A 10,744-nucleotide genomic window follows, 5' to 3' on the forward strand; every position below is an offset into this window, starting at 1 on the left:
TTCAGGCTAACACCGGGGCGCAGTCGGCCAAAGCGGATTTCAGGGGGCCACGCCACCCATGCCGCAGACGATCCGCCATTCCTCGGGCGTGACCGGCTGCACCGACAGTCGGGTGTTGTTGACGAGAACCATCCCCTCCAGCCCCGGCTGCACCTTGCAGTCCTCCAGTGTCACAGCGCGCAGAAAGGGCCTGACCGCGCGGATGGTGACACAGTCCCAGCGCGGATCATCGGTCGTGCTGTCGGGCGCGCTTTCGGCGATGACCTCGACGATTCCGACGATCTCCTTGCCGATGTTGGAATGGTAAAAGAATCCCAGATCGCCGACCTTCATCGCCCGCATGTTGTTGCGCGCCTGATAGTTGCGCACCCCATGCCACTCCTCGCCCAGATCGCCCCTGGCCACCTGATGCGACCAGCCCCAGACATCGGGTTCGGATTTGAACAGCCAGTGGTTCATCCGATGACCTTCTTCCATTCCTCGATCCGCACCTTGGCGAAAAGCCCGGCCTTGGCATAGGGATCGGCGGCAGCCCAGGCTTCGGCCTCGGCCTTCGAGCCGACCTCCAGGACCACCAGCGACCCTGACATCTCGCCCATGTCGTTCAGGAAGGGACCGGCCATTTCCACCACGCCCGAGGTACGGATATGGTCCAGATGCGCGTCGCGGTTGGCTTTGCGAACCTCCAGATGGTCGGCCTTGTCGGTGCAGATCAGGGCATAGCGCATGGGGGTCATTCCTCTTTCAATGGGCGGGTCATCAGGGCCTGAATGGCGTCGGAAAGCTGGATCTTGCCATCCACCAGCGCAGCAATCATCCGGGTGATCGGCATGTCAATCCCGTCGCGGCTTGCCAGCGCCGCAACGGCCCGGGCCGTGGCCGCGCCTTCGACGGTGACGGTGGGATCAAAGCTTGTACCCTGCCCGATGGCGTGGCCAAGGCGGAAGTTCCGCGACTGGTTTGAGGTGCAGGTCAGCACCAGATCCCCGAAACCCGAAAGCCCGGCCAGCGTTTCCGCACGCGCGCCTTTGGCCAGGGCAAACCGCTGCATCTCGGCAAAGCCGCGTGTCATCAGCGCGGCCCGCGCGCTGTCGCCAAGCCCCGCCCCCATCACCACGCCGGCGGCAATGGCGATCACGTTCTTCAGCGCCCCGCCGAGTTCGGCGCCGATTACATCGGTGCTGCGGTAAAGCCGCAGGGTGGGCGTTGAAAGCCTGGATTGCAGAGGTTCGTCCCCGCCCGCCAGAGTCAGGGCCGTCGGAAGGCCGCGGGCGATATCGGCGGCAAAGCTGGGTCCGGTCAGCACCGAAACCGGGCTTTCCGGGCAAGCTGCACGGATCACCGCGCTGGGACCAAGCCAGGTTTGCAGATCAATGCCTTTGCAGCAGGCCACCAGAGACCGACCCTGAAGCTTGTCGCCATGCAGCTTCAGAAATCCGGCAAGTGCCTGCATCGGCACGGCCAGCAAGATGACTGCCACGCTGGAAAACAAGTCACTATCGGCTGTAACAGTGACGCAATCCGGGATCATCACACCCGGAAGATAGCGCTCATTCCTGCGGGTTTTCGCCAGGTCGCCGACATCGCGCGCCCAAAGCGAAACCGCCCGCCCCTCACGTCCCAGCGCGATGGCCAGGGCCGTGCCGAATGCTCCTGCGCCTGCAATCGCGATCATGCCTTGGCCCCCTTCTTGCCGGAGCCGATCATCGGCGCCGCCGTTTGATCCAGTGGCCAGCGAGGCCGGGCCGCCAGCGTGGCATCGTCTCGCGCGCCCAGACGGAAGCGCTCGATTCCCGCCCAGGCGATCATGGCGGCATTGTCGGTGCAAAGCGCCAGAGGCGGGGCCAGAAAGCGAACGCCCATGCGGTCGCACAGCGCGGTCAGTCGTGAACGGATCAGCGTGTTCGCCGCAACGCCGCCCGCAACCGCCAGAAGTGGCGTGGGTGGATTCAATGCCAGGTAGCGCTCCAGCGCCCGGCGGGATTTCTCGGCCAACACATCCGCGACTGCCGCCTGAAAGCCCGCGCAAAGGTCGCGCCGATCCTGCACGGTAATGCCGCCCTTCTCGGCGATCACCGCATCGCGGGCGCGTAGCAGGGCGGTTTTCAGGCCGGAAAAGGACATGTCGCAGCCCGGCCGGTCCAGCAACGGCCGGGGGAAGGCAAAGCGTCGGGCGTCACCCTGCGCCGCCTCGGCCTGCACCGCGGGTCCTCCCGGTTGCGGCAACCCCAAAAGTTTCGCTGTCTTGTCAAAGGCCTCGCCCGGCGCGTCGTCAATCGTGCCACCAAGTCGTTCAAAATCGTCGACGTTGCCTGCAATCAGAAACTGGCAATGCCCGCCCGAGACCAGAAGCAAGAGATAGGGAAAGCTGACCGCATCGGTCAGGCGCGGCGTCAGCGCATGGCCGGCAAGGTGGTTTACCCCGACCATCGGCAGCCCGCTGGCCGCCGAAAGGCCTTTGGCCAGCATCACACCTGACAAGACCCCACCGATCAGCCCCGGCCCTGCCGTGACGGCGATCCCGTCCAGATCGGAAAGCCGCAAGTTCGCGCCCGCCAGCGCCGCCTCCACACAGTGGTCCAGCCGTTCGGCGTGGGCACGGGCGGCGATCTCCGGCACCACCCCGCCAAAGGCGGCGTGCAAGGCGGTCTGACCTTCGACGATCGAGGCCAGAATCTCGGCCGGCTGGCCCGGCACATGGCGCACTACGGCGGCGGCGGTGTCGTCGCAACTCGATTCAATGCCAAGAAAGGTCAGCGCCTGCGTCATCACGGTCTGTCGTTGCCTCGGGGGTCTTGCGCAGGTAACACCTTGGCCATGGCCAGACAATCCCGCGCCCCCACGCTTCTTTTGACCCGTCCCGCGCCGCAAAGCCAGCGCTTTGCTGAGGATCTGGTCGCACGGATCGGCGAGGTGCCAGTGGTGATTGCGCCCCTGATGCAGACCGAGTTTCACCAGCCCGCGCTTCCGCCGTTTCCGTTCCGTGCCGTCATCTTCACATCGGAAACCGGGGTTGCGGCGGCCTTGGCCCTTGGACAGGCGCTGCCGAAGCGCGCCTTCTGTGTCGGAAACCGAACCGCCGATGCCGCCCGCCGCGCCGGATTCGACGCGCAATCGGCGGGGGGAGAGGTCAACGCCCTTGCCCGGATGATCCAGGCTTCTGGTGTTGAAGGTCCGTTGCTTCACCTGCGCGGGCACGACAGCACGGGAGATCTGGTCGAAACATTGACAAAGGGCGGTCTAGAGACTGTTTTCCTGGTGGTCTACACCCAGAAACCCGCCAATCTGATCCCCGAAGCTGCGGCGCTGTTCTTGCACGATCAGCCCGTGATCGTGCCGATCTTCTCGCCACGCTCGGCCCGGCTGCTGGCCGAAGCGGTGCCGGTGAACCGTAGGGCGCCGCTCTGGATTGTCGCCATCAGTGCCGCCGCTGCCAAGGCCGCCGCAGACTTGTCCCCGGCGAGGCTGGTCATCGCCGATCATCCCGACGGCGAAAACATGCTTCATGCCGTCGCGGGGCTGTATATCTCGGCCGGCAAAGCTTGAACCCGGGCGGGGCAAGGCATTAGCTTGAGACTTGCCGCGGGCGCATGGGGGACAAGCATGGCCGAGACTGACGAGACCACCGCCCGGAGCGATGACGATGCCGCGCCCGTGGTCATGGCCGAACCGGCCGCGGACCAATCCCCGGTGGCCGAAGCCGTGAAACCGCAGGAACCGAACCGGCGACGCGGCGGCTTTCTCGCGCCGGTAATCGGCGGCGCGCTGGCCGCTGCGGCGGGCTTTGGGTTGGCGCAATATGTGCCGAACGGCTGGCCGCTGCAGGATACCACCGCGCTGGAACAACAGCTTGCCACCCAGACCGAGGCCATCGCCGGCCTGCAGGCCCGGCTTGCCGCGGTTGAAGACGCCAAGGTGCCCGACATCTCGCCGCTGATGGATACGCTTGCCACGTTGAACGGGCGGGTGGCCGCCCTTGAAACCGGCCCGGCGGAACGGGCCGAGGAAATCGCAGCGCTGGCGCAAGCCGTGGCAGCCCTGCAAGCCCGGCCGGTTGCCGCCCCACAAGCTGGCGGTGAAGTTCCCGACAACATCACCGCCCTTGCAGCCGAAGCCGAGGCGCGGTTGCAGGAGGCCGAGGCCCAGGCGGTGCAGATGAAAGCCGAGGCCGAGGCGCTGATCCGCGCGGCGATCGCCCAAGCGGCCTTTGGTCGACTGCAGGCCGCCGTCGACAGCGGCGCCCCCTTTGCCGCGATCCTTCCCGAGTTGGGGCTTACTGTGCCTGAAGCGCTGCAAGCCCATGCCGAGACGGGCCTGCCCAGCCTTGCCAGCCTGCGGCAGACTTTCCCCGAGGCGGCGCGGCTTGCGCTTGAGGCCGCTCTGCGCGCCAATATGGGCGACAGCTGGACCGAGCGGGCCACGAGCTTTTTCCGCAGCCAGACCGGTGCCCGCTCGCTGACGCCGCGCGAAGGCAGCGATCCCGATGCCATCCTGTCCCGCGCCGAAGCGGCCTTGACCGCGGGAGATCTGGCCTCGGCGCTTGATGAGCTTGCCGCCCTGCCCGAACCCGCGCGTGCCCCGCTGACCGACTGGCGGGCAAAAGCTGAAGCCCGCCAGGCGGGGCTGCAAGCCCTTGATGACCTTGCCGGCAAGGTCGGGGAATGAGGGGGAAACCATGCTCTGGTCACTTCTGAAGGTTCTGTTCTTCGTGGTCGCCGTCGCGGCCCTGACCTGGGGGGCGAGCCTGCTTCTGGACATCGGCGGCGGGATCCGCCTTTCCGCGGCGGGCTATGAGTTCACCCTTGGCCCCCTGCAAGCGATCATCGGCCTGTTGGTGCTGATGCTGGCGATCTGGCTGTTGATGAAGACCATCGGCTTTGTCGTTGCCACGCTGCGGTTCTTCAATGGCGATGAAACCGCGATCTCGCGCTATTTCGACCGTGACCGCCAGCGCAAGGGCTATCAGGCCTTGTCCGATGGCTTTCTGGCCCTGGCCTCCGGCGAGGGTCGGCTGGCGCTTTTGCGGGCGCAGCGGGCCGAGAAATATCTGGAGCGACCCGAGCTGACGACGCTTCTGGTGGCACAAGCTGCCGAGGCCGCGGGAGATACCGCCCGCGCCGCCGCAGCGTACAAGACGCTTCTGGCCGATGACTCTACCCGCTTTGTCGGTATCCGCGGTCTGTTGCAGCAGAAACTGGCCGAGGGCGATACCGAAACCGCGTTGAAGCTGGCGGAGAAAGCCTTTGCGCTGAAACCCAAGCATGCCGAAACGCAGGACGTGCTTTTGAAGCTGCAGTCGCAAAGCGCCGACTGGAAGGGCGCGCGGGCCACGCTGGGCGCCAAGCTCAGGGCCGGCGCCATGCCGAAGGACGTCTTCCGCCGCCGTGATGCCGTGCTGGCCCTGCAGGAAGCCAAGGGCATCATGGACGAAACCGCGAGCCTGGAGGCGCGCGAGGCCGCCATCGAGGCCAATCGCAAGTCGCCCGACCTGATCCCGGCCGCCGTCATGGCGGCCCGCAGCCTGATTGCCAAGGGCGACCGGAAAGGCGCGACGCGGGTGGTGAAAAAGGCCTGGGAAGGCATGGCCCACCCCGATCTTGCCGCCGTCTTTGCCGAGATCGAACCTGAGGAAACCCCGGCCGCACGGTTGAAACGCTTCAAGCCGCTGATTGCACAGCACCCGGACCATGACGAAACCCGGCTGATGCAGGCCGAAATGCTGATTGCTGCCGAAGATTTCCCCGCCGCCCGCCGCGCGCTGGGCGATCTGGTCGAACGTCACCCGACCCAGCGCGCGCTGGCCGTCATGGCCGCCATCGAACGCGGCGAAGGCTCGGACGACGCCGTGGTGCGCGGCTGGCTGTCGAAAGCCCTGGTCGCGCCGCGCGGGCCGCAGTGGTGCTGCGACAAGTGCCAGGCGATCCATGCCGAATGGCACCCGATCTGCGACAATTGCGGCGGCTTCGACACGCTTTCCTGGCGCGAGCCACAGGAGAACACCGCGCAAAGCACCCGCGGCGCCGAGCTGTTGCCCCTGATGGTACACCCCCCGGCCAAGCCCGAAGCCGCGCCCCGGGATCCCGGCCAGGAGCCGGAAATCATCGACCTTGCCGCCGTCGCAAGAAGTGCAGATTAGGGCTACACAGCGCCGGGAAGGGGTGCTAATAGCCCGTCACCTAAGGCCGGTGTAGCTCAGCTGAATACGACCCAGTTAGTTGCGCCGCTGGTATTTATATAGTGGGGTCCTTGCAGGGCCATGACCGAGAAGGATGCCGGTGTAGCTCAGCTGGTAGAGCACGTCATTCGTAATGATGGGGTCGGGGGTTCGAGTCCCTTCACCGGCACCATCCTTCTCAAGAACTTTCACTCAAATACAGATCACTTGCGGGGCGCTGAAGCAGGTCCTTCGGCACGTTGCCTTGTTTCAAAGCCGAGAAAAGGTAGTAGCGATACTCAAGACGATTTCGCGAGGATGTCAACTTTCACCGGAACGTGCCAGTATCTCGTCGTGGGGCCGATCCAGCTTACCTCGCAGCGCGTCCAGGATCGCCATCCGGATCAACGCTCGATAACACTGACGATCGTGTGAAGGAAGCGCCGAGCCTTTGGTCATCCAGCGTGGCACGAGCATCAGCATTAATGGCCAGAACAGCACTGGACCGATGGCAAGCCGATAGACCCGGAAAAGATTGCGGTGGTGATAGTAGGTTTTCCAGTAGGGTCGCATCACTGCGCCATGCAGGGCCGTCGCGCATTCGTGTTCAAAATGGACGCGAGGGTCGAAGGCATTCGACAGTCCTGCTCGTGCCAGCCGCAAGGTATAGTGGACGTCATCACCATAGATGAACATGCGGCCATCCGGAAAGCCGCAGCGTTCGACTGCGACTCGGGAAATGAATTGGCCAACGAAAGAACCACCGTCAATTGAAACGGGCGCCCCGGCGCTGTAGGCCGCATCGGGGATGTGAAAGGCCCGCCGTCCGCCCAGCTTGAGGAAAGTGTCGCGAAACACGCCCGCATGCCAGAAGGGGTTCCGCCATGGCCGGTTCATCTCGCAGATTGTCCCGTCCGGGAAATAGACTGCAGCCAGAACCGCACCTTCGGGGCGAGGCAGAGTGGCGCGAAAGGCGGCTATTGCGCCTTGGTGCGGGCGACCATCATCATCCATCAGAAGATACCAGTCAGGATCGAATCGCGCGCGCGCCTCGCGCATACCGGTTTCAAAGCCCTTGGCGCCGCCACCGTTCACAGCCTGTTCCAGAACAATCATCCGATCGTCATGCAAGGTCCGCAGCCATTCGCGCGTACCATCCGTCGAGCCGTTCTCAATGACAATCAGGTGATCGATCGGCTCCTGCAAAAGGCGCAGCAGGGTGCGCTGGCACTTCTCGAGCCGATTGTAAGTGACGACAATGGTGCATAGCGTTGCGTGGGACATGGACGACCTGAGCCCTGTTGCAGGCAGATGGCGGATGCAGGCTTTCATCCCTTCCGAATGCCCACCGCCGCCCTAGCTTATCCCGCGCTGATCGTCCACCCTGCCAGTGAGCGGGAGAACTCCGTCCCGACCCTCGCACTTCAATTCCCGAGGGAAACACGGTAGAACCTCCAGAAATCGCAACCGTCACCCGTTGGGGGCACAGCTCGGGGCTCGGACTCTCAATGGAAGCTAACTGCCGTATCGGTCATCACGCGACGGGCAAAACGAACCTTCAGGCATTTCGAGATCAGAGAACGCCAGGAAACTCCGGCCCGGCATCCGCTTCGAGAGCCACAGCACTCTGGCCCTCAGACGTACTGCCGAGATTTCTCGACCGAGCTGCGCAATGACGCCACAGACATCTAATCCAGTTTCGCCAAGAATTCCAGGAATGGCAGACGTGACTCACTTCACAATACAATCAATGCTTTGGCCAGAAGCTGGCATAACAACCGAACGGGATCTTTTCTTTCGGCTCTATGGTGATGTCGTGCATTCCCTGAAAGGCCGCAGTCTGACTTTCTCGCTTGGTGGCGTGGCCAATTTTGCGACGTCGGCCAACCTGTTCAACCTCGGGAAATGGCAACGGCATTGTGGCCAAACAGACATTATTCTGCGGTTGGCGGGTCGGGGTAATTTCGCGCTGATCGTGCATCAGGCTGCACCTGAAAAATCATGGGAGTGCATCTACAGCGAAGCTGTCGAACTGACACCTGATGCCCCTTATCGGCTGAATCTGACCCCGCTAATCTCTCGGGTGTCAGGAGGTGTCATCTTCTTCGAGTTGCGGGCACTTGGAGATGGGTACCTGAATGATGCAAGCTGGGAAACGACGGCGGCCCCCAAAAGTTTGCCCCAATTGGTTTTGTCAATCACGACCTTCAAGCGTGAAGAAGCCGTACGTGCCAGCGTCGCGAGATTTGAAGCCTTTATGTCTCGATCAGAGCTGGCCCCGTACCTTCACCTGGTGGTGGTGGACAACGGGAAAAGCGCTGAAATCCAGGCATCCTCACATGTAACGCCCATTGCGAATGAGAACTTGGGGGGATCAGGGGGCTTTGCCAGAGGCTTGCTGGCGGCGGAAGAGAGGGGCGCCAGCCATTGTCTGTTCATGGACGACGACGCCTCCATTCATATGGAAGCGGTCGAACGGACCTGGGCTTTTCTTGCCTATGCGGAGGACTCCAGGGTCGCAGTGGCGGGGGGGCTGACAATGGCCAACCATCGCTGGGCGCTTTGGGAGTGCGGGGCAATATTCGATCGAGTCTGTCGCCCGAAGTGGAATGGAACGGATTTGCGCGCACTTCCTGAAGTTCTGAAGATGGAGTTTGACTCAACCGGAGCAAAGCCGCACAATTTTTACGGTGGTTGGTGGTATTTCGCTTTTCCTATAGCGCACGTGAAATACCGACCTTTTCCGTTCTTTGTTCGCGGCGATGACATCAGCTTCTCGATCGCAAATGACTTTGAAATAGCCACTTTGCCAGGTGTTTTGTGTTTCCAAGACGCAGACTTTTCTGACAAGGAAACCCTGCAGACGCTCTATCTCGATCTACGCAGCCACTTGGCTCACCACCTCTCGCTGCCAACTATGGAAATTGGGCGCAAGGGAATCTTGCGAATCGTTGCTCAGTTCTTTTTGCGATCAATGGTTCAGTCACATTACGAGACGCTTCAAGCCTTGAGACTTGCGGTGACGGACGTCATGGAGGGCCCGGAGTTTTTCGTAAAGAACGCGGACATGGCAGAGCGTCGCGCCCGGATTGGTAAGATGCGGAATGTGGAGGCCTATGCACCTCTTCAAGGCATGGCGCCAACTTCGCGCCGAAAGTTTGATCCTCGCCGCAATAAATTCCTTCGCACCATCATGAAATACTCCCTGAACGGGCATCTGCTGCCCTTCTTCGGATACTGGGGCAACACGGTTACTTTGAAGTCAAGTCAACGTGGCCAATTGAATGAAGTTTGGGGCGCATCCCGGATCACATATCTCAACAGCGAGGGCACACAGAGCTTCACTGTCCGCCACTCGAAGCTGGTCGCTGCCAGGGAAGCTGTGGCGATACTTGGCATTATGGGCAAGTTGGCATGGAACTATCCGCACTTGAGTAAGATGTGGCGCCAAGGCTACGCACAAATCACACAGGGCGGCTTCTGGTCCAAGAAATTCGAGGCTGGTAACAACAATCCCCAAGTTTGAAAGACCGGGAGTTCTTCTGTTTGAATCGCCCCTAGTTTCCTAGACGCCTCGCAGTTTCAGTTTTTGCTGCTGTTCGAAGGCGATCGGTGACAGCATGCCGTTCCTAACGTGTTTGCGCTGCGGGTTGTAGAAGAACTCGATGTAGTCGAACACGTCCTGCCGTGCCTCTTCGCGGTTTTTGTATTTCTTTCGCCGGATGCGTTCGCGTTTGAGCAGGTTGAAGAAGCTCTCCACGACTGCATTGTCCCAGCAGTTCCCGCGGCGGCTCATGCTGGGAGCCAGATTGTGCTGCTCGAGGAATTCTTGCCACTCATAGCCGGTGAACTGGGACCCTTGGTCAGAATGCACGTAGACCTTGGTCTTTGGTTTTGACCTGCCCCCCGGAAGTTCCCTCGCTGTGATGTAGAGTCTGCCCAACCTGAAGGAGCAGACGACATGAGGAAAAGCCGTTTCACCGAAGCGCAGATTATCGGGATGATCAAAGAGCAGGAGGCAGGCTTGCCGACGGCAGAGCTGTGCCGGAAGCATGGGCTCAGCCCGGCAACGTTCTACAAGCTGAAGGCGAAGTATGGCGGGATGGACCTGTCGGACACCAAGCGCCTGAAGCAGCTTGAGGACGAGAACGCCAAGCTGAAACGCTTGGTGGCGGATGTCATGCTGGACAATGTGGTTCTGAAGGATCTGCTGGGAAAGCCCTGACGACGCCGGTGCAACGGCGGGACGCGGTGCTGCGGGCGATGAAGGGTCATCCGATCTCTCAGCGCCGGGCCTGCGTCCTGATCGGTGTCGATCCCAAGACCGTGCGGCGCGAGAGGCCGCCCGATAACCCGGATATCCGTCTGGAAATGAACAAGATCGCCGAGAAGCGGCGTCGGTTTGGCTATCGGCGCATTGGTGTCATGCTGGAACGTGTGGGAATGGTGATGAACGAGAAGAAGCTCTACCGGATTTACCGGGAAGAGGGCCTGTCGGTGCGCCGCCGTCGTGGCCGCAAACGGGCTCGTGGCAGTCGCACGCCGATGCCGGTTCCACTGCGGCCAAACCAGCGCTGGTCGCTGGACTTC

The 10,744-nt window shown here is 62.2% G+C and carries 9 protein-coding genes, 1 tRNA gene and 2 pseudogenes; 6 read left to right on the forward strand and 6 right to left on the reverse strand.

Features of this window, described 5'->3' with window-relative positions; all coding sequences use genetic code 11:
* Nucleotides 1-39: 39 nt before the first annotated feature.
* From G4Z14_RS08520 to tsaD, 4 genes are read right to left on the reverse strand one after another with little or no spacing between them, the layout of a single operon-like run.
* Nucleotides 40-459 (reverse strand): EVE domain-containing protein, encoded by a 420-nt coding sequence (locus G4Z14_RS08520; RefSeq protein WP_164624660.1) that lies wholly within the window; start codon nucleotides 457-459, stop codon nucleotides 40-42.
* Nucleotides 456-728 carry a YciI family protein gene (locus G4Z14_RS08525; RefSeq protein ID WP_164624661.1) on the reverse strand — a complete coding sequence of 91 codons (273 nt, stop codon included), beginning with the start codon at nucleotides 726-728 and terminating at the stop codon, nucleotides 456-458. Before G4Z14_RS08525 ends, G4Z14_RS08520 begins: the two co-directional genes overlap by 4 nt.
* Nucleotides 729-733: 5 nt before the next feature.
* A complete protein-coding gene (locus G4Z14_RS08530; protein ID WP_164624663.1) occupies nucleotides 734-1,675 on the reverse strand; it encodes an NAD(P)H-dependent glycerol-3-phosphate dehydrogenase in 942 nt (313 codons plus the stop codon).
* Nucleotides 1,672-2,769 (reverse strand): tRNA (adenosine(37)-N6)-threonylcarbamoyltransferase complex transferase subunit TsaD, encoded by a 1,098-nt coding sequence (tsaD, locus tag G4Z14_RS08535; RefSeq protein WP_164624665.1) that lies wholly within the window; start codon nucleotides 2,767-2,769, stop codon nucleotides 1,672-1,674. The genes G4Z14_RS08530 and tsaD overlap by 4 nt, the downstream gene beginning before the upstream one ends.
* Before the next feature lie 48 nt (nucleotides 2,770-2,817).
* Between tsaD and G4Z14_RS08540 the strand changes: the two genes are divergently transcribed.
* The 4 genes from G4Z14_RS08540 to G4Z14_RS08555 all read left to right on the forward strand — a co-directional run bounded on the left by G4Z14_RS08540 (nucleotide 2,818) and on the right by G4Z14_RS08555 (nucleotide 6,347).
* On the forward strand, nucleotides 2,818-3,546 hold the full coding sequence (locus G4Z14_RS08540) for a uroporphyrinogen-III synthase (protein WP_164624667.1): 729 nt from the start codon (nucleotides 2,818-2,820) through the stop codon (nucleotides 3,544-3,546).
* Nucleotides 3,547-3,603: 57 nt separating this feature from the next.
* Nucleotides 3,604-4,665, forward strand: coding sequence for a COG4223 family protein (locus G4Z14_RS08545; protein ID WP_164624669.1), 1,062 nt, complete (start codon nucleotides 3,604-3,606; stop codon nucleotides 4,663-4,665).
* A gap of 10 nt (nucleotides 4,666-4,675) precedes the next feature.
* On the forward strand, nucleotides 4,676-6,136 hold the full coding sequence (locus G4Z14_RS08550; RefSeq protein WP_164624671.1) for a heme biosynthesis protein HemY: 1,461 nt from the start codon (nucleotides 4,676-4,678) through the stop codon (nucleotides 6,134-6,136).
* A 135-nt stretch (nucleotides 6,137-6,271) separates the two neighbouring features.
* Nucleotides 6,272-6,347 (forward strand) — tRNA-Thr (locus G4Z14_RS08555).
* Between the two features lie 128 nt (nucleotides 6,348-6,475).
* On the opposite strand, the gene G4Z14_RS08560 is transcribed toward G4Z14_RS08555, so the two are convergent.
* Nucleotides 6,476-7,438, reverse strand: coding sequence for a glycosyltransferase (locus G4Z14_RS08560; protein WP_164624673.1), 963 nt, complete (start codon nucleotides 7,436-7,438; stop codon nucleotides 6,476-6,478).
* Between the two features lie 433 nt (nucleotides 7,439-7,871).
* Here G4Z14_RS08560 and G4Z14_RS08565 point away from each other — a divergent pair, with 433 nt between their 5' ends.
* Nucleotides 7,872-9,680: a glycosyltransferase family 2 protein gene (locus tag G4Z14_RS08565; RefSeq protein ID WP_164624675.1), complete on the forward strand. Its 1,809-nt coding sequence runs from the start codon at nucleotides 7,872-7,874 to the stop codon at nucleotides 9,678-9,680.
* 39 nt (nucleotides 9,681-9,719) lie between these two features.
* Here the strand turns inward: G4Z14_RS08565 and G4Z14_RS08570 are convergent.
* Nucleotides 9,720-10,055 (reverse strand): annotated as a pseudogene (locus G4Z14_RS08570) (IS3 family transposase); the annotation flags it as partial.
* A gap of 60 nt (nucleotides 10,056-10,115) precedes the next feature.
* On the opposite strand from G4Z14_RS08570, the pseudogene G4Z14_RS08575 reads away from it, so the two are divergent.
* Nucleotides 10,116-10,744: pseudogene (locus tag G4Z14_RS08575) on the forward strand (transposase); the annotation flags it as partial.

The sequence above is a fragment of the Tabrizicola oligotrophica genome (assembly GCF_011008935.1).
Taxonomy (GTDB): domain Bacteria; phylum Pseudomonadota; class Alphaproteobacteria; order Rhodobacterales; family Rhodobacteraceae; genus Tabrizicola_A; species Tabrizicola_A oligotrophica.